Raw genomic sequence first — 16,484 nt, forward strand, 5'->3', positions numbered from 1 at the left:
CCGGCCCCGGCGGGCGTCGCTGGCGGCTTTCCAGCATAATTCCGTCCTGACTTTGTGGAAGCTGCCGTGGACGATCGCCAACTGCTGGCCAAACTCGCTGCCGGTCGCCTGTCCGGCGACGCCCTGGCCCGTGAGCTGGGCCAGACCCGGGCCGCCATTTGGAAGCGTATTCAAGGGCTTAGGGCCGCCGGTGTCGATGTGGAAGGGCGCGCGGGCGAGGGCTACGGGCTGACCCGGCCGGTCGACCTGCTGGAGGCCACGACCATCCGTGCCGGCCTGCCCAAGGACGCCGCCGCGCTGCTGCACGACCTGCAGGTGGCCTGGACGGTGGACTCCACCAACGCAGAATTGCTGCGCTGCAGCGCGCCCCAGCGCGGTGTCAGCGTCCTGCTGGCCGAGCGCCAGACCGGTGGCCGTGGCCGTCGCGGCCGCACCTGGGCCTCGCCGTTGGCCGCGCACGTGTATCTGTCGGTACTGCGCCTGTTCGAGGGTGGCCTGGGCCGTCTGGCTGGCCTGAGCCTGGTCGCCGGCGTCGCCGTGGCCGAAGCGCTGCATGATCTGGGCTACGCGCAGGCGCAGCTGAAATGGCCGAACGACGTGCTGGTGGATGGTCGCAAGCTGGTCGGCCTGCTGGCCGAGGGCGGCGGCGAATACGCCGGCCCGGCGCGTGCAGTGATCGGTATCGGCATCAACGTGCACATGCCGCCGGCCTTCGCCGAACAGATCACCCAGCCCTGGGTGGACCTGGACACGCTGGCCGGTGCATCGGTGGATCGCAACACGGTGGTGGCCGCAGTGCTGACACGCCTGCTGCCGGCGCTGGAGGAATTCGATCGCGAAGGGCTGGCGCCGTTCCTGCCGCGCTATGCAGCGTTCGACATGCTGGCGGGGCGCGAAGTGCGCGTGCAGCTGGATGGCCAGTGGCAGCACGGCACCGCGCTTGGCCTGGCCGATGACGGCGCGCTGCGCGTGGACATCGATGGCCGCGAGCGCCTGCTGCATGCCGGCGAAGTCAGTGTGAGAAAAGCATGAGCGACTGGTTGTTCGATCTGGGCAATTCACGCTTCAAGTTTGCCCCTCTGCACGGCGACCGCGCCGGCGACGTACAGGCCTGGGCGCATGGCGCCGAAGGCATGGCCGGACAACCGCCGCACAGCCTGCCCAGTGGGGGCACCGCGTTTGTCGCCAGTGTCGCCGCGCCGTCGTTGACCAGCGCCATGCTGGATCAGCTGCAGCGCCGCTTCGAGCACGTGCATGTGGTGCGTACCAGCGCCCAATGTGCAGGCGTACGCATTGCCTACGCCAAACCGGAAAAATTCGGTGTCGACCGTTTCCTGGCCCTGCTGGCTGCCGCCAAGGCGCAGCGGCCGGTGCTGGTGGTCGGTGTCGGCACCGCGCTGACCATCGACCTGCTTGATGCCGATGGCCAGCATCATGGTGGACGCATTTCCGCCTCGCCGACCACCATGCGCGAGGCATTGCACGCGCGCGCGGTGCAGCTGCCGGCCAGTGGTGGTGACTACAGCGAATTCGCCAACGACACCGCCGACGCGTTGGCGTCGGGCTGCGATGGTGCCGCCGTTGCATTGGTCGAACGCAGTGCCCGCCAGGCGCAGGCGCTGCTGGGCGTGATGCCGGCGTTGCTGGTGCATGGCGGAGGTGCACCCGCGCTGATGCCGCTGCTGGACGGTGCCGACTACCACCCCTCGCTGGTGCTGGATGGCCTCGCCCGCTGGGCGGTGCACCAGCCCGCAGGCTAGTATCGGCGCATGCTGACCCGTGCCCTGATCGTCGTGCTGGCGATCCTCAATCTTGGTGTCGCCACCTGGTGGCTGCTGCGCGATGAACCTGCGCGTGCGCCGTTGCCGCCGCCCCCGACCGGCGTGGCCGAACTGCGCTGGCTGCCCGGCGGGACCGATGCGGCCGTAGCCGCGCAGGTCTCGGCAGCGGCACCCACTGAAGCGCTGGTGGAGCGTGAAGCTGCCCCAGCTACCGCAGTGGCTGCTGCGCCCGCACCGGTAGCCGCGACACCTCCAGCACCCAGCAAGCCCACCGAGCCGTTGAAGGCACCTGAGCCGGTCGCCGCCATCGCCAAGCCAGCGCCGGAACCGGAGGCCGAGAAACCCGCAGCCCCGGCTGCACCGCCGCGCTGCCTGGCACTGGGCCCGTTTGCCGACCGTGCCGCCGCCACCGCTGCGCAGGGCCGTGCAGGCAACCTGCTGAGCCAGGTACGCCTGCGCGAGCAGCCCGCCGCCAGCGGCAGCGCCCGTTACCGTGTGCTGCTGCCCGCCGCCGCCAGCCGCGATGACGCGCAGGCCACGGTCAAGCGCATCGTCGCCGCTGGCCTCAGCGACTACTACATCATCAGCCAAGGCGAAGAGACCAACGCCATTGCGCTTGGCCAGTACCGCAACCGTGAGGGTGCCGAGCGGCGCATTGCCGCTGTGCAGGCCGCCGGCTTCCAGCCGCGTCTGGTGGCCAGTGGTGACGCGGGCCAATGGTGGCTGGAAGGGCAGCTGGCGGCTGCCGCCGAACCGGCCCAGGCACAGCAGCGCAGCGGTGCCGCGCAGCAACGGTCGCTGGAATGCACGCGACTGCGCTAGAATTCCCAAACCACGGCGCTGCCGTCGGCGTTTCACCCCGTGCCGCTTTAGCTCAGTTGGTAGAGCAACTGTCTTGTAAACAGTAGGTCATCCGTTCGATTCGGATAAGCGGCACCACTTCGGAAACGCCGAAACACCTTGAAATCAGGGGTTTCAACGAAAAAGGCCAACGCGGTGCACTGGCCTTTCTGCGTCCGCCGGGAAACTACCCGGATACCCAGCGACTCTTTTCCAAACATGGTTACCGCCACTCTGCGACGTGGCATGACGTCAGCCGCATTGCTGGCTGGCGCCCGCCAATGCTATGACTGCCGGCACGCCAGCCACGTACGGATACGCCATGGACGCGCGATCTTTCTCCCTGCTTGCCCTCCTGCTGACTGCCGCAGGGTCCGCGCCTGCGCAGGAGGCACCCATCAGCGATGGCGCGGGTAGGGCGTTTCAGCAGGCGCAGTCACTCTGCCAGGCTGATGCAGGGCATCTGTGGGGCGCCTCATTGTGCGGTCCGATGATGCTGGTCGATCCCGCCACGCGGCGCGTGGTCGCCTCGGAAGCCGACGCAGCGGGCGCACTGCAGGCCCAGGGCGGCCTGTTCGTTGGTCAGCTTCCGCCTGGGGCCATCATGGCCAATACGGCTGTGGAATGGTCCGGAACCCGCTGGACCCAGCTGCTTTGGCCGCTGCCGGAGGATACCGGTCTGCGCGCAATCCTGATGGCCCATGAAATGTTCCATCGCGTGCAACCCACGTTGCCGATCACGAGTCCGCCCGCTGCAGAGAATGCGCACCTGGACACTCTCGAAGGTCGTTACACCCTGCAGCTTGAGTGGCGGGCGCTCGCGGCGGCACTGCAGGCCAGCCATCCCAGCACCCGGGATGCTGCAATCATGGACGCGCTCGCCTTCCGTGCCGAACGGTACCGGCGATTCCCATCGGCGATGCAGGAAGAGGCCGCATTGGAGTTGAATGAGGGGCTGGCCGAGTACACCGGCGTCATGGTGGGTGGCGCAACACCCGAGGCGCGGATTCTGGCCGCCCTGCATGATCTGCGTGCGCACGTCGATGACCGCAGCTTCGTACGCTCCTTCGCCTATGCCACGGGTCCGGCTTATGGTCTTCTGTTGAACGAGACCGCTCCGGGCTGGCGGGACCGCCTTGCGCAGAACCCGCGAGACCTGGGAACGCACCTGCGCGAAGCGATGGGGGCCGATCTCCCGGCTGGTGCCGATGCCGTTCCGGCGGCCGCAGCGCGGTGGGGTGGTAAAGCACTGCGCGATGCCGAGGTCACCCGTGAACAACAGCGTCTGGCAGACCTTGATCGTCTCCGCGCGCGGTTCGTGGTCGGCCCCGTGCTGAGGCTGGACTTGCGCAGCATGCGTATCCAGTTCGATCCCAATGATCTTCAACCACTGGAAGGCGTGGGCACGGTCTATCCCAAGATGCGTCTCACTGATGAGTGGGGACGTCTGGAGGTGACCGGTGGCGCCGTGATGCGCAGCGACTGGAAGGCGGTGATCGTCGAAGCGCCACATGACGTCCGTTCACTGATGCAGGGGCACGGCTGGTCACTGTCGTTGGCGCCGGGGTGGTCGATATCCGCAGGGCCCCGGCCCGGCGATTACGTACTGGCGCCACCTCGATAGCGGGGCCGACGATAGCGACGCGTTCATCCTCAAGTGCCGCGTACCTGCAGCGCCACATACTCCGCCAGCCCCCGGCAGGCCAGCAGCAGTCCTTCGCGCGAGCCGTCGCCGATATCGTCTTTCTCCTCGCCATCCACGCGCACGCGCTCGGTCGCGTGATAAAGCTCCAGCAGCGACACCAGGCCTGTGGCGGCGCGATCCCGGCGCGCGTTGGCGACGGCCTCGCCGGGCGTGCGGACCGGGCCATGCCATGGCTGGCCGTCGGCCGCATCGCCGGCTGCAATCTGCTGCAGGCAGCTGCGCAGGGTGATGGCGGAGGGCACTTCGTTCGCGGCAGCGAAGGCGGCTTCCAGCGGCTGGGCCAGCTCGGGCGGCAGGCGGGTGACAGCGTCGCCGAGCGTGGCGGCCAGATACGGGTGGCGGGATTTGGACATGCGGGCATCCTCGACAGGAACGGAGGTGCCACCGGCGAAGGGTGGCGGACGATGCGTGGCTTCCAAGACCGTGTCAATGAGCCGGCGGGTACGAGACCCCCACGCACCGCCCGCCATACAGCAGCGACGGATTGTCAGCCGGCGCCGCCCACACAGGCGCGACGCCGGCCAACAAGCGTAAACAACATTGACAACGCGGGCTTGGAAGTCCCGGCTACCCGATGCAGGTAGCGATTCATCTTGGGCACGCGAAGTCGTGACGCACCAATCAATTGTTCCGATGAATTCGCTGTTCCCGAAAGGAAAATTGAATTATCGCGATTGGCTTGTTTTGCCTGCCATCTAGGCAAAAGCGACACCACGCGCAGGCCTGATCACGGCGCTCTGTCGCGAGCGCCTGCATCGCAACATCGCAGGCCACGCGCTGCCTGCACTGCAAAGCTGGCTTAACCGCTGCACCGAGCCATGCACACCCTCAGCGCAGCGCCAAGCAACGCCCCTATCGCAGCCCGCTATCGCCCGGCACCAGATGCCGCCACGGGAACACGTTCTTCTCGAAATGGCTGACGTAACCGCCCATGCCCGCCTGGATGACCATGAACTGCAGGCCCGGCCGCATCGCCTGCAGCGCCTGCAACTGCTCCGTCGACAGCGCGCTGTTACGCAGGCGGAAGCCGTGCACCGGTTCGAAAGCGTCACTAGCGAACAGACGCTCGTACGCCGCAAACGACGTCACCGCGTCGGCCTCGCGGACATCGGCCCAGCTGAACTGCAGTTCGGTGGACTCGCTGAAATCCAGCAGGCCCAGTGCAGGCAGGTTGCGCGATGCAGCCAGGTGCTCGATGAATCGCTGGGTGTCGCAGCCACCGCCAATCCGCAGCATGTTCAGATGCGGCAGCGGCACCTCGAAGAAGCTGGCATCGGGCGCATTGGGTACCACCAGTTCGGTCAGGTAGCGCGCGCGGCGGGCGAAGCGGGCGATCTCTCCGCTTTCTTCCATGATCGTGCCCGCGCGCTGGACCAACGAGGTGTTGTGGTGTTCCGGCGCAGTGGGCGTGATCACCAGCGAGCGCAGGCGCGGAAACTGCACCGGGCTGTCCAGCAGGGGAGTGAACTCCCATTCGCGCGTGCCGTTGGCACCTTCATCGCCGCCAGTGAAACACAGCGACATCACGCTCGACGCCACGGCCGGCTCGGACAGGCAGGCCAGCGTCCATTCGAATGGCGCGTCCCACGGGTTGCCGAAAAATTCCACATGCAGGCCACCGTACAGCGGGGCCACGGTCAGCCGCGTCTGCAGTGCCGACCACAACGGCCCGGCGGGGTCGTCGATATCCAGGTCGTACTCGTCTGCCTCTTCCAGGCTGAATGCATGGATGCGCTGCTGCAGTTCCAGCAATGACTGTTGCGTGTGGGGAGAGGCGGGCGAGGCCATGCGGTGGTCCGATCATCCGTGGGGTGTGGGAATGATAGCGCCCGCCCGTGGCAGAACCGGAGGCGATCCAGCTGCGGGAATCCTGATGCTCCTCACGACCTGCCCCCGTTGCTGCGCTGCATACTATCGCCCTCTGCCCCTAGGGGCCGTTTCGGGAACCGATCATGCGCCGCCACGCTGTTTCCCTTGCCGCTGCACTGGTGTGTACCGCTTTCGTCGCCCCGGCCATGGCCGCCGTACCGTTCTTCAACGCCACCTGCCCGGGTGGCCTGGATATCCACGCCGACGAGGGTGGGCCGGTCTACGTGCAGGGGCGCGAAGCGGCATTGAAGCGCTTCAATGATCGCTACTTCGAAGCGCGTGATGCGCAGAGCGGGGTGACGGTGTCGATCACCACCGCCGACGATGGCGCGCCGCAGATCAGCTACACCGGCCGCGACGGCGCCAACGGCATCTGCCAGGCCAGCGCCGCTGGCGCGCCGGCATCATCTGGGCATCGCGAACATCGTGGCAACGCTGACGACAGCGATGCGTCGCTGCCCAGCGAAGTGACCTGCGAATCCACCGACCAGCGCCAGGTATCCTGTGACATGGACACGCGTGGCAACGTGGAGATCGTGCGCCAGCTCAGCCGTACCCGTTGCGACCAGGGCAGCAACTGGGGCCTGTCGCGGCATTCGGTGTGGGTCAACGGTGGTTGCCGTGCGACGTTCCGCAACGTGTCAAAGGCCGCAGCCAACGCGCCAGCCGGCGATACCGCGCTCGGTTCGTGCAACGCAAGCAAAGGCGCACAGGGCACGCTGGTGACCCAGGTGCCGGTCGGAACCGACTACCAGGAACTGATCATCGATTATCCCGACGGCCGTTTCCTGTGCATGATGAATAACAACGGCCGGGTGCAGAGCGTGACGCCGATTCGCCGCCGCGGGAGATGAGCGTTCAGCGTGCAGCGGGCTGGGTCCGGCTTCAGCCGCAGGATCCATACAGCAGCACCCACGCCAGCGTCAGGGCGAGCATGCCGACGAAGGTCAGGCCGAACCATAGCGCCGCCAGCTTCACGTTGCCGATCAACGCCGTCAGCATACGGTTCAGCTCGCTTTTCAGAATCGGATATTCGGCGTGTGCCTTGCGCAGACGCTGCCAACCAAACCCGAGGAATACCAGGGTCGAGAACGGCACCAGCAGGAGCGTCGCCTGCATCAGCCAGCCATTCGGCGACGCATCCATCGAGCTGCTCAACAGAATCGCAAAAACGGCAATGGGCAGCGCCCCGATGAAAAAGCGCGGCCAGGCGGTGTTGATGAAGGGCGACATCGCAATCTTCCATGAGGGGCGGTCGGGTCCCGCGCAGCATCATGCCATGCGATGGCCCTGCTGCACCGCCGCGAGTGGTGTCACATGCGTCTGGCTAGACTGTGCTTCTTTTTCGTTCGCAGGAGGCACCCATGGCCCATCATCCCGCCGTTACCCTGATCGGCGTCCCCACCGACATCGGGGCGGGCCATCGCGGCGCCCGGCTGGGGCCGGAAGCTCTGCGCGTTGCTGGCCTGCCTGAAGCCCTGGAAGCGCGTGGCGTGGACGTGCGCGACCTCGGTAACCTGGACGGCCCGCGCAACCCGTGGACCGCGCCGGTGCAGGGCTACCGTCACCTGGACGAAGTGGTGGCGTGGAACCACGCGCTGATGGAAGCCAGCTACGCCGAGCTGCAGGCCGGGCGCATGCCGATCATGCTCGGTGGCGACCACTGCCTGGGCATCGGTTCGATTACCGCTGTCGCACGCTGGTGCCGCGAGCAGGGCAAGGACCTGCGCGTGCTGTGGCTGGATGCGCATTCGGATTTCAACACCAGCGATGTGACCCCGTCGGGCAACATCCACGGCATGCCGGTGGCCTGCCTGTGTGGCCTCGGCCCGGATGCGCTGACCAAGCTGGGCGGTACCTCGCCGGCCATCAAGCCTTCGCAGATGCACCAGATCGGCATCCGTTCCGTGGATCCGGACGAAAAGCGCCTGATCAAGACCCACAAGGTCGATGTCTACGACATGCGCTACATCGACGAGAACGGCATGAAGCGCACCGTGGAAGCGGCGCTGGCCGGCATCGATGAGAACACCCATCTGCATGTCAGCTTCGATGTCGATTTCCTCGACCCGAGCATCGCCCCGGGCGTGGGCACCACCGTGCCGGGCGGGGTGAACTATCGTGAAGCGCAGCTGGTGATGGAGATGATCGCCGACAGTGGCCGCATGGGTTCGCTGGATATCGTCGAACTCAATCCGTTGCTGGACAACCACAACAGCACCGCCGAACTGGCCGTGGATCTGGTGGAAAGCCTGTTCGGTAAATCGACCCTGATGCGCGACTGAGAAGGTCTTGCCTGAACGGTTGGACGAACCGTTCACACGCGCTCCACGCCCCTGCCGCCAGATTGCACCTCACGCGGCAGTGTTGGCTTCGCACCAGCCTGCCGCCCCGATCAATACAACCGAACCCCGTGATTGAGCGGTGTAGCGGCAAACCCAAGGAGAAGCCCATGAAGCGCGTAGTTGCCCTGATGCTGTTGTCGATGTTCTCGGTGGCCCTGCTGGCCGGTTGCAACACCGTTGCCGGTGCCGGCAAGGACGTGCAGAAGGCTGGTGAGAAGGTTGAGGATGCTGCCAAGGGCAACTGAGCCTGAGGTGGTGCGCACAACGGAAAAGGCCGGGATCTTCCCGGCCTTTTTCATGCACGATTGCCGGGTGTGGAAGCGGCATGTCGATACGTAGTGAACCATTCAAGCAGGTGAGCAGCGTTTTCATGGTCGGTTGACCGTGCTTCAACAGCCATTGCGGGAAGCTGCATGCACGGTAACAACGCCGTTGCATTCCAAGGAAGCCTCAGCAATGAACAAAGACATCATTTCCGGCAAGTGGTCCCAGCTCAAGGGCAAGGCCCAGGCGAAGTGGGGCGATCTGACCAACGACGATTTCGATGTGGCCGAGGGCAATGCCGAATACCTGGCGGGCCGCCTGCAGGAACGCTATGGCTGGGCCAAGGACCGCGCTGAGAAAGAAGTCCGTGACTTCCAGGACAGCGTCAGAAAGGACTATCCGGACTACAAGTAACCGGGCGACGCTCGCCCACGTTCTGCCCCCAACAGACAACGCCCGCGCCGGAAGGTGCGGGCGTTGTGCTGTGCGGCGGTCAACGTGCCGGCGGATCAGGCACGTAACGGTTGGGGAAGGCCTGCGGCTGACGGTCCAGGCGTGAGGGCGAATCGAGCAGGATGCCGCGTGCGCGCAGGTTGCGGGCGCTGTCGTAGCGCAGCTGAAGCACCTGTGCCGGACTGCGGGTGGCGCGTTCGAAATCGGTGTCACGCACCGATGAACTCTCGCGTGCGCCATGGCCGGTGCCCAGCGCAGGTGCCTGCGACTTGGCCGAGTAGCCCTCGATGCGGCTGGCGCTGGCGTCGGCGGCCGCCGAGGCTTCGGCCGCTGCCGCTGCCGGTGCCGGGCCGGCACGATCGCGCAGGATCGGCTGCGGACGCGGGTACCAGCGGCGCGCCTCTTCGAACACCGCTACGCCCACCACGCCGACGTTGTCCGGGCGGCCGGTGCGGCTGGCGTAGCTGCCGCTGGGGCTGCTGAAGACGAACTGGGCCACTTCGTCCTGGGTCTTGCGCCAGCCGGTGATGTCCGCGCGCTGGCCTGGATTTAGCACGTAACCGGTCTGCGAGGGATCGGCATCTTCGCCGGAGATGGCGTTGACCCCGTCCACCGACAGCACCACCAGCACCCGGCGCGGGCTGTCGTTGTACAGGCGCACCGCATAGCGGTGGCCGCGCTCACCGGCCACCCAGCGCTGGCCGTCGGCCGGGTAGCTGCGCAGCTCGGTGCCGCGGTCACGGTCGACCAGGGCCACGCGCACCGGCCCGTCCTGCGGCATCGGCGGGGGCAGCGGGGCCGGGCGGAAGCCGGCCAGGGGCAGGATCAGCAGCAGGGGCAGCAGGCGTTTCATCGGGCGTCTCCAGCGGGGTTGGGTGAATGAACGCGCCGAAGGCCCTGACGGGGTTGACCGAGTGCACGGTAAACTGGCTCCGTTCATAGAAGGTTTCCGCACGCAGTCATGACGACCCGAGTCCTTACCGGCATCACCCCCTCCGGCACGCCCCACCTGGGCAATTACGTTGGCGCCATCCGCCCGGCCATCGCGGCCAGCCGTGCGCCGGACATCGAGAGCTTCTTCTTCCTGGCCGATCTGCACAGCCTGATCAAGTCGCAGGACCCGCAGCGCACCCAGCGCGCGACCCTGGAGATCGCGGCCAGCTGGCTGGCCTGCGGCCTGGACCCGGAACACGTGTGGTTCTACCGCCAGAGCGACATCCGCGAGACCACCGAGCTGATGTGGTTCCTGACCGCCATCGCCAGCAAGGGCATCCTCAACCGCGCGCATGCCTACAAGGCGGCGGTGGACAAGAACCGCGAGGAAGGCGTGGACGAGGACGCAGGCGTCAGCGCCGGCCTGTTCATGTACCCGGTGCTGATGGCCGCCGATATCCTCATCTTCAAGGCCAACCAGGTACCGGTGGGTCGCGACCAGATCCAGCACATCGAGATGGCGCGCGACTTCGCCCAGCGCTTCAACCACGTGTACGGCAAGGAGTATTTCCCGCTGCCGGACGTGGTGATCGACGAGCAGGTGGCAACGCTGGCGGGCCTGGATGGCCGCAAGATGAGCAAGAGTTACCACAACACCATCCCGCTGTTCGTGCCGCGCGAGGAGCTGAAGAAACTGGTGTTCTCGATCCTGACCGACTCGCGTGCACCGGGCGAGCCGAAGGACACCGAAGGCTCGGCGCTGTTCCAGATGTACCAGGCCTTTGCCACCCCGGAACAGACCGCTGCCTTCGCCAAGGCCTTCGCCGACGGCATCAGCTGGGGCGATGCCAAGCAGCAGCTGTTCGAGCGCATCGACAGCGAACTGTCGCCGTTGCGCGAGCGCTACAACGCGCTGATGGCCGAGCCGGAAAAGATCGAAGCGCTGCTCAAGCGCCGTGGCCAACAGCTGCGTGAGCAGCTGGCGGCACCGCTGCTGGAAGAGCTGCGCCATGCGGTGGGCCTGCGTGATCTGTCCGATGCCGGCGACATCGCCAGCGAAGACGCCGGCGTGGCCCGCGTGGCACCGCCGCTGTTCAAGCAGTACCGCGAGAAGGACGGCCGCTTCTACTTCAAGCTGACCGCCGGTGACGGCACGCTGCTGATCCAGAGCGAAGGCTTCGACTCGCCGCGCGATGCCGGCCAGCTGATCGCTGTGATCAAGCAGGCCGAACAGGGCGACCAGCTGCAGAGCGAGCTGTTCAAGCTGGAAGCCGAGGTGGATGCGGTGCTGGCCGCTCTGGCCGCGCTGCGCGAAGAGGCCTGACCGTACGATGTTGTAGAGCCGAGCCCACGCTCGGCTGTTTTTCCCGCCAGCCGAGCATGGGCTCGGCTCTACAGGGCAGCCCACCACCCATGGCATGATGTCCGCGCGCCCCTGGCGCGATGACATGGAGTCTGCAATGGCCTGGTTGTCGCTGCTGCTGTTCCTGCCCTGGTTCATTCTGCTGGGCAGCCTGTACTGGCTGTTCCCGCGCCAGCCGCGTACCGCGCGGCGGCGCCTGTTCGATGGCGCCACCCTGGCGCTGGCGCTCGCCCTGAGCATCGTGGCGATGCTGTGGGGCCACCATATCGGTCTGGTACAGCCGGGCGCCGGGCCGATCTGGCCGCAGGTGCTGGCGGTGCTGTATGCCTATGGCGCATTCCTGGCGGTGTTGGTGATGGCCCTGCTGCTGCGTCCGCGCTGGCTGCGGCCTTGATGTAGAGCCGAGCCCACGCTCGGCTGCCTTCCTGCCAGACATCAGCCGAGTATGGGCTCGGCTCTACAGGATCGTCCCTCCGACCAAAGCCGCATCGATCACGCCATGCCGGCGCGCCTACCATGTGGGTCTGTTCCCGATCCTGCCAGGTGCGCGTCGATGACCGCCGATCCCAGCATCCACACCATCGATACCGGATTCCAACGGCCTGATTTCGATGCTGCTTACCTGATCATCGAAAACGGTCGTGCCGCATTCGTTGACTGCGGCACCGGCCTGTCAGTGCCGTCGATGCTGCAGGCCTTGACCGACAACGGGCTGGGCGTGGAGGCGGTGGACTGGTTGCTGCTGACCCACGTGCATCTGGATCATGCCGGTGGCGCTGGCCTGCTGATGCAGCAGCTGCCAAATGCGCGTGCGGTGCTGCACCCACGCGGTGCGCCGCACATGATCGATCCGACCCGGCTGATCGCCGGTGCCACCGCCGTCTATGGCGCCGAGGAAATCGCCCGCAGCTATGGTCGCATCGAAGCGATTCCCGAGCAGCGTGTGGTGGTGGCTGACGACGGTCGACGCATCGATCTGGCGGGCCGCGAACTGGTGCTGCTGCATACGCCAGGCCATGCGCTGCACCACTACTGCGTGTGGGATGCGCGCAGCCGCAGCTGGTTCACCGGCGATACCTTTGGCATCTCCTACCGCGAACTGGACAGTGCGCAGGGCGCTTTCATCTTCCCCACCTCATCGCCAGTGCAGTTCGATCCGGACGCGATGAAGGCGTCGATCCAACGCATGCTCGGCTACGCGCCGCAGGCGATGTACCTGACCCACTTCGGTCGTGTCGAACAGGTCGAAAAGCTGGCCGAGGATCTGTTCGAACAGATCGATGCGATGGCCGCAATCGGCCGCCAGTGCGACGGCCGTCCCGACCGTCATCGCTGCCTGCTGGCCGCGCTGCAGGCACTGTACCTGGAGCGTGCACAGCAGCATGGCTGCACACTGGACCAGGCTGCAGTGACCGAGGTGCTGGCGATGGATATCGAACTCAATGCACAGGGACTGGCCTGCTGGCTGGACCGCATCCGTCAGTAGATCCTCGCCATGCGTGGATGATCTGGACCCACGCCACGCGTGAATGACACCGTGCGCAACCCGCGCCGTCATTGCACTGTCACGTTACACTCTGGCTATTCCCAAGCCTGCCGTGGTACTGCCGTGAACCCGATGCGCGTGTTGCTGCTGTCGTCCTGCCTGTTCGTCGGTGGCCTGGCCCATGCGGCCAATGACCTGCCCGGCGGCGGCATCGATCCGCAGGCGCTGTCGCGTCATGTGCGCGTGCTGGCATCGGACGAATTCGAAGGCCGTGCACCGGCCACCGAAGGCGAAGAACGCACGGTGCAGTACCTGATCGAGCAGTTCCGCAGCTACGGCCTTCAGCCGGGTGGCGTGGACGGCAGCTGGGTGCAGCCGGTGCCGCTGGTGCGCGCGCAGCTGGATGGCCCGGCCAAGGCCAGTCTTGCCCTGAAGAGCGGCAAGCGGGCACTGGCCAATGGCGTGGACGTGACCCTGCAGAGCCTGCAGCCACGCAAGCGCGTGCAGATCAAGGATGCGACGCTGGTGTTCGTCGGCTACGGCATCGACGCACCCGAGCGCCACTGGAACGACTACAAGGACGTGGACCTGCACGGCAAGATCGCCGTGGTATTGATCAACGACGCCGATTTTGAAGCCGATGCACCGGGCGCGTTCGATGGCAAGGCGGTGACCTATTACGGCCGCTGGACCTACAAGTTCGAGGAAGCCGCGCGCCGTGGTGCCGAAGGCGTGCTGATCGTGCATGAGACCGCACCGGCCGCCTACGGCTGGGCCACGGTGAAGAGTTCGGGCACCTCGCCGCTGTTCGACATCGAGCGCGGCCAGGCCGAAGCGATGGCCCAGCACACGCCGCTGCGTGGCTGGATGCAGCGTGAGCTGGCCGAACAGATCTTTGCCGACGCCGGCCTGGATTTCGATGCCGAGAAGCGCAAGGCGATGAGCGCGGACTTCCGTCCGGTCGCGCTGGACAACGCCAAGCTGAGCGTCGATTTCGCGCTCAAGCGCGAGCAGGTGGTGACCCGCAACGTGGTGGCCAAGCTGCCCGGTGGCGAGCATGCCGATGAGGCAGTGATCTTCTCGGCGCACTGGGATGCCTTTGGCATTGGCCAGGCCGACGCCAAGGGCGACCGCATCCGCCGCGGTGCGATCGACAACGCGACCGGCGTGGCCACCGTGCTGGAACTGGGGCGGGTGTTCGCCGCCGGCCCGCAGCCGCAGCGCACGCTGTACTTCGTCGCGCTGACTGCTGAAGAGAAGGGCCTGCTGGGCGCCAGCTACTACGCCGCGCACCCGCTGGCGCCGCTGGACAAGACGGCTGCTGTGCTGAACATCGAGATGTTCAGCCCGGATGGTGCCACCCGTGACATCGCGTCGTGGGGCAAGGGCCGGGTGTCGCTGGAAGGCGACCTGGAACGCGTGGCCAAGGCCCGTGGCCGCAGCTACAGCCCGGATCCGAACCTGGAAGCCGGCTTCTTCTACCGTGCCGACCACTTCGCCTTCGCCCGCCTGGGCGTACCGGCCATCACCATCGGCCCTGGCCTGGACAAGCTGGACGGTGGTGTTGAAGCCGGCCGCGCGCTGCGCGAAAAGTACTTCGCGGACTGCTACCACCAGGCCTGCGATGCATGGACGCCGAGCTGGGATCCGGCGGGTCACGCGGCCGATACGCTGCTGGTCTACGACCTGGGCGCCGAGCTGGCCAACAGCCGCCGTTGGCCGACGTGGGAGAAGGAATCGGAGTTCCACGGCGCCCGCGAGAAGAGTGAAGCCGCCCGCCGGTAAGCGGTATCGCCGGCCGCTTGCCGGCAATCTCCAAGCAAACAGTAGTGCCGGCCGCTGGCCGGCAATCTCCGAACGCACGGGTAGTGCCGGCCGCTGGCCGGCAACCTCATGAACCTTCCGAAGGGATGCGCAGTTGCCGGCCAGCGGCCGGCACCACCACGTCTTCAGCCGCGCGGCCACCGGCATTGCACCGGTGGCCGCGATCACTACGGCGCGCTTACTTGCGGGTGCCGTCGAGCCAGTTGGGGCCCTTGTTGGTGAGGAAGAACACGTAGACCACCAACGATACCGCGATGGTCGCGGTGACGTAGATGGCGAACCAGTCCACGTGGCCCGTCTTCAATGCGCCCTGGTACAGCAGCGGCGCGGTGCCGCCGAACAGCGAGTTGGCCAATGCATAGCCGAAGCCCACGCCCAGCGCACGGATGTGGGTGGGGAACAACTCTGCCTTCACCACGGCATTGATGGAGGTGTAGCCGGTGAGGATGACAAAGCCCAGTGCCAGTGTGAGGAAGGCGAGGGTGGCATCGTGCTGGTGCGGCAGCTGGGTGATCAGGTACCAGCTGTACAGCACACCGCCCACGCCGAAGAACACCAGCAGGCTCTTGCGGCCGATGATGTCCGACAGCCAGCCGCCTACCGGCTGCAGCACCATCAGGAAGGCCAGCACACCCAGGTTGATCAGCGTGCCGGTCATCGGATCGTTGCCGGCGAACGCACTCTGGATCATCTTCGGCCCGTTCACCGAATAGGTGTAGAAGGCGATCGTGCCACCGGCGGTGATCAGGAAGCACAGCAGCAGCGGACGCCACTGGTGCACGAACAGTTCGTACATCGAGCCGGACTTCTTGTCCTTGCCCTCGCGCGCGGCTTCGATGGAGGATTCCGACAGCGACTCATCCATGCCGCGGCGCAGCCAGAACACGACCACGGCGGCGATGCCACCGATGCCGAAGGCGATGCGCCAGCCGAACTCGGAGATTTCCGGCTTGGCCCAGAACGTCAGCATCACGAACAAAGTCAGCTGGGCCAGCACATGGCCGCCCACCAGGGTGACGTAGTGGAACGAGGACAGGAAGCCGCGGCGGCCCGGAATGGCGGCCTCGGACATGTACGTGGCACTGGCACCGTACTCGCCACCGGTGGCGAAGCCCTGCAGCAGGCGCGCGAACAGCAGGATGATCGCCGCCCAGATACCGATGCTGGCAGCGGTGGGGGTGATGGCGATGATGAACGAGCAGAAGGCCATCAGCGTGACCGACACGGTCAACGCCAGGCGGCGGCCATGGCGGTCGGCGAAGCGGCCGAAGAACCATGCACCGATCGGGCGCATCAGGAAGGTCGCGGCGAAGATCGCCCACACGTACATGGTGGAGTTCTTGTCTTCAGGTGAGAAGAACTGCGATTCGAAGTACACGGCGAACACCGAGTACACGTAGACGTCGTACCACTCCACCAGGTTGCCGGCGGAGCCTTTGAGGGTGTTGGAGATGGAACGCCGCAGGGCGGCGCCATCACTGGCGGGTACAGCGGGTTGGGACGTGGTGCTCATCTGGGTGGGGATCCTCGATGCGGTGCGTCCATGCGGGAAAGATCGGTGCCAGGGGCGCGCAGTGCGCTGCCGGCCAGCCTCCTGGGTACTGCATCCCACGTCAACGCC

The 16,484-nt window shown here is 66.3% G+C and carries 17 protein-coding genes and 1 tRNA gene; 13 read left to right on the forward strand and 5 right to left on the reverse strand.

The window, feature by feature from the left end; translation table 11 throughout:
- Positions 1-66 precede the first annotated feature (66 nt).
- The 5 genes from birA (at position 67) to HUT07_RS01260 (ending at position 4,245) form a co-directional block, all read left to right on the forward strand.
- A complete protein-coding gene (gene birA, locus HUT07_RS01240; protein WP_176019375.1) occupies positions 67-1,032 on the forward strand; it encodes a bifunctional biotin--[acetyl-CoA-carboxylase] ligase/biotin operon repressor BirA in 966 nt (321 codons plus the stop codon).
- Entirely contained in the window at positions 1,029-1,760 is a 732-nt protein-coding gene (locus tag HUT07_RS01245) for a type III pantothenate kinase (RefSeq protein WP_176019376.1), read from the forward strand. The genes birA and HUT07_RS01245 overlap by 4 nt, the downstream gene beginning before the upstream one ends.
- Positions 1,761-1,769: 9 nt before the next feature.
- Complete coding sequence (locus HUT07_RS01250) at positions 1,770-2,603, forward strand: SPOR domain-containing protein (RefSeq protein WP_176019377.1); 834 nt, start codon at positions 1,770-1,772, stop codon at positions 2,601-2,603.
- A 41-nt stretch (positions 2,604-2,644) separates the two neighbouring features.
- Positions 2,645-2,720, forward strand: a tRNA-Thr gene (locus tag HUT07_RS01255).
- Between the two features lie 223 nt (positions 2,721-2,943).
- Positions 2,944-4,245 (forward strand): hypothetical protein, encoded by a 1,302-nt coding sequence (locus HUT07_RS01260; RefSeq protein ID WP_176019378.1) that lies wholly within the window; start codon positions 2,944-2,946, stop codon positions 4,243-4,245.
- A 29-nt stretch (positions 4,246-4,274) separates the two neighbouring features.
- Here the strand turns inward: HUT07_RS01260 and HUT07_RS01265 are convergent, their stop codons facing one another.
- Positions 4,275-4,679, reverse strand: a complete 405-nt coding sequence (locus HUT07_RS01265; protein WP_176019379.1) for a hypothetical protein — start codon at positions 4,677-4,679, stop codon at positions 4,275-4,277.
- Between the two features lie 499 nt (positions 4,680-5,178).
- Positions 5,179-6,114, reverse strand: coding sequence for a hypothetical protein (locus HUT07_RS01270; protein ID WP_176019380.1), 936 nt, complete (start codon positions 6,112-6,114; stop codon positions 5,179-5,181).
- A 164-nt stretch (positions 6,115-6,278) separates the two neighbouring features.
- Between HUT07_RS01270 and HUT07_RS01275 the strand changes: the two genes are divergently transcribed.
- On the forward strand, positions 6,279-7,049 hold the full coding sequence (locus HUT07_RS01275) for a DUF3011 domain-containing protein (protein WP_176019381.1): 771 nt from the start codon (positions 6,279-6,281) through the stop codon (positions 7,047-7,049).
- A gap of 31 nt (positions 7,050-7,080) precedes the next feature.
- Here HUT07_RS01275 and HUT07_RS01280 read toward each other — a convergent pair whose 3' ends face one another.
- The gene (locus HUT07_RS01280; RefSeq protein WP_176019382.1) at positions 7,081-7,428 is read right to left on the reverse strand and encodes a hypothetical protein; all 348 of its coding nucleotides are present in this window, start codon (positions 7,426-7,428) and stop codon (positions 7,081-7,083) included.
- 131 nt (positions 7,429-7,559) lie between these two features.
- Here HUT07_RS01280 and rocF point away from each other — a divergent pair, with 131 nt between their 5' ends.
- From rocF to HUT07_RS01295, 3 genes are all read left to right on the forward strand, one after another.
- A complete protein-coding gene (gene rocF, locus HUT07_RS01285) occupies positions 7,560-8,480 on the forward strand; it encodes an arginase (RefSeq protein WP_176019383.1) in 921 nt (306 codons plus the stop codon).
- Between the two features lie 167 nt (positions 8,481-8,647).
- A complete protein-coding gene (locus HUT07_RS01290) occupies positions 8,648-8,785 on the forward strand; it encodes an entericidin A/B family lipoprotein (RefSeq protein WP_019661832.1) in 138 nt (45 codons plus the stop codon).
- 211 nt (positions 8,786-8,996) lie between these two features.
- The gene (locus HUT07_RS01295; protein WP_176019384.1) at positions 8,997-9,218 is read left to right on the forward strand and encodes a CsbD family protein; all 222 of its coding nucleotides are present in this window, start codon (positions 8,997-8,999) and stop codon (positions 9,216-9,218) included.
- Positions 9,219-9,297: 79 nt separating this feature from the next.
- On the opposite strand, the gene HUT07_RS01300 is transcribed toward HUT07_RS01295, so the two are convergent.
- Positions 9,298-10,110 (reverse strand): hypothetical protein, encoded by an 813-nt coding sequence (locus tag HUT07_RS01300; RefSeq protein ID WP_176019385.1) that lies wholly within the window; start codon positions 10,108-10,110, stop codon positions 9,298-9,300.
- A gap of 108 nt (positions 10,111-10,218) precedes the next feature.
- Here HUT07_RS01300 and HUT07_RS01305 point away from each other — a divergent pair, with 108 nt between their 5' ends.
- From HUT07_RS01305 to HUT07_RS01320, 4 genes are all read left to right on the forward strand, one after another.
- A complete protein-coding gene (locus HUT07_RS01305) occupies positions 10,219-11,514 on the forward strand; it encodes a tryptophan--tRNA ligase (RefSeq protein ID WP_176019386.1) in 1,296 nt (431 codons plus the stop codon).
- 136 nt (positions 11,515-11,650) lie between these two features.
- The gene (locus HUT07_RS01310; RefSeq protein WP_176019387.1) at positions 11,651-11,947 is read left to right on the forward strand and encodes a hypothetical protein; all 297 of its coding nucleotides are present in this window, start codon (positions 11,651-11,653) and stop codon (positions 11,945-11,947) included.
- A gap of 159 nt (positions 11,948-12,106) precedes the next feature.
- Positions 12,107-13,039 (forward strand): MBL fold metallo-hydrolase, encoded by a 933-nt coding sequence (locus HUT07_RS01315; RefSeq protein ID WP_176019388.1) that lies wholly within the window; start codon positions 12,107-12,109, stop codon positions 13,037-13,039.
- Positions 13,040-13,171: 132 nt separating this feature from the next.
- The gene (locus HUT07_RS01320; protein ID WP_176022455.1) at positions 13,172-14,824 is read left to right on the forward strand and encodes a M28 family metallopeptidase; all 1,653 of its coding nucleotides are present in this window, start codon (positions 13,172-13,174) and stop codon (positions 14,822-14,824) included.
- A gap of 217 nt (positions 14,825-15,041) precedes the next feature.
- Here HUT07_RS01320 and HUT07_RS01325 read toward each other — a convergent pair whose 3' ends face one another.
- Positions 15,042-16,376 (reverse strand): MFS transporter, encoded by a 1,335-nt coding sequence (locus HUT07_RS01325; RefSeq protein WP_176019389.1) that lies wholly within the window; start codon positions 16,374-16,376, stop codon positions 15,042-15,044.
- Positions 16,377-16,484 lie beyond the last annotated feature (108 nt).

The organism is Stenotrophomonas sp. NA06056 (assembly GCF_013364355.1).
In the GTDB taxonomy this organism is placed as follows: domain Bacteria; phylum Pseudomonadota; class Gammaproteobacteria; order Xanthomonadales; family Xanthomonadaceae; genus Stenotrophomonas.

What these genes read in the sequence shown, in the direction of transcription:
- HUT07_RS01260 (WP_176019378.1), top strand. Translation starts at nt 2,944, where the DNA reads ATGGACGCGCGATCTTTCTCCCTGCTTGCCCTCCTGCTGACTGCCGCA.
- HUT07_RS01290 (WP_019661832.1), top strand. Translation starts at nt 8,648, where the DNA reads ATGAAGCGCGTAGTTGCCCTGATGCTGTTGTCGATGTTCTCGGTGGCC.
- HUT07_RS01265 (WP_176019379.1), bottom strand. Translation starts at nt 4,679, where the DNA reads ATGTCCAAATCCCGCCACCCGTATCTGGCCGCCACGCTCGGCGACGCT.
- HUT07_RS01275 (WP_176019381.1), top strand. Translation starts at nt 6,279, where the DNA reads ATGCGCCGCCACGCTGTTTCCCTTGCCGCTGCACTGGTGTGTACCGCT.
- HUT07_RS01325 (WP_176019389.1), bottom strand. Translation starts at nt 16,376, where the DNA reads ATGAGCACCACGTCCCAACCCGCTGTACCCGCCAGTGATGGCGCCGCC.
- HUT07_RS01280 (WP_176019382.1), bottom strand. Translation starts at nt 7,428, where the DNA reads ATGTCGCCCTTCATCAACACCGCCTGGCCGCGCTTTTTCATCGGGGCG.
- HUT07_RS01310 (WP_176019387.1), top strand. Translation starts at nt 11,651, where the DNA reads ATGGCCTGGTTGTCGCTGCTGCTGTTCCTGCCCTGGTTCATTCTGCTG.
- HUT07_RS01295 (WP_176019384.1), top strand. Translation starts at nt 8,997, where the DNA reads ATGAACAAAGACATCATTTCCGGCAAGTGGTCCCAGCTCAAGGGCAAG.
- HUT07_RS01250 (WP_176019377.1), top strand. Translation starts at nt 1,770, where the DNA reads ATGCTGACCCGTGCCCTGATCGTCGTGCTGGCGATCCTCAATCTTGGT.
- rocF (WP_176019383.1), top strand. Translation starts at nt 7,560, where the DNA reads ATGGCCCATCATCCCGCCGTTACCCTGATCGGCGTCCCCACCGACATC.
- HUT07_RS01315 (WP_176019388.1), top strand. Translation starts at nt 12,107, where the DNA reads ATGACCGCCGATCCCAGCATCCACACCATCGATACCGGATTCCAACGG.
- HUT07_RS01270 (WP_176019380.1), bottom strand. Translation starts at nt 6,114, where the DNA reads ATGGCCTCGCCCGCCTCTCCCCACACGCAACAGTCATTGCTGGAACTG.
- HUT07_RS01320 (WP_176022455.1), top strand. Translation starts at nt 13,172, where the DNA reads ATGCGCGTGTTGCTGCTGTCGTCCTGCCTGTTCGTCGGTGGCCTGGCC.
- HUT07_RS01300 (WP_176019385.1), bottom strand. Translation starts at nt 10,110, where the DNA reads ATGAAACGCCTGCTGCCCCTGCTGCTGATCCTGCCCCTGGCCGGCTTC.
- HUT07_RS01305 (WP_176019386.1), top strand. Translation starts at nt 10,219, where the DNA reads ATGACGACCCGAGTCCTTACCGGCATCACCCCCTCCGGCACGCCCCAC.
- HUT07_RS01245 (WP_176019376.1), top strand. Translation starts at nt 1,029, where the DNA reads ATGAGCGACTGGTTGTTCGATCTGGGCAATTCACGCTTCAAGTTTGCC.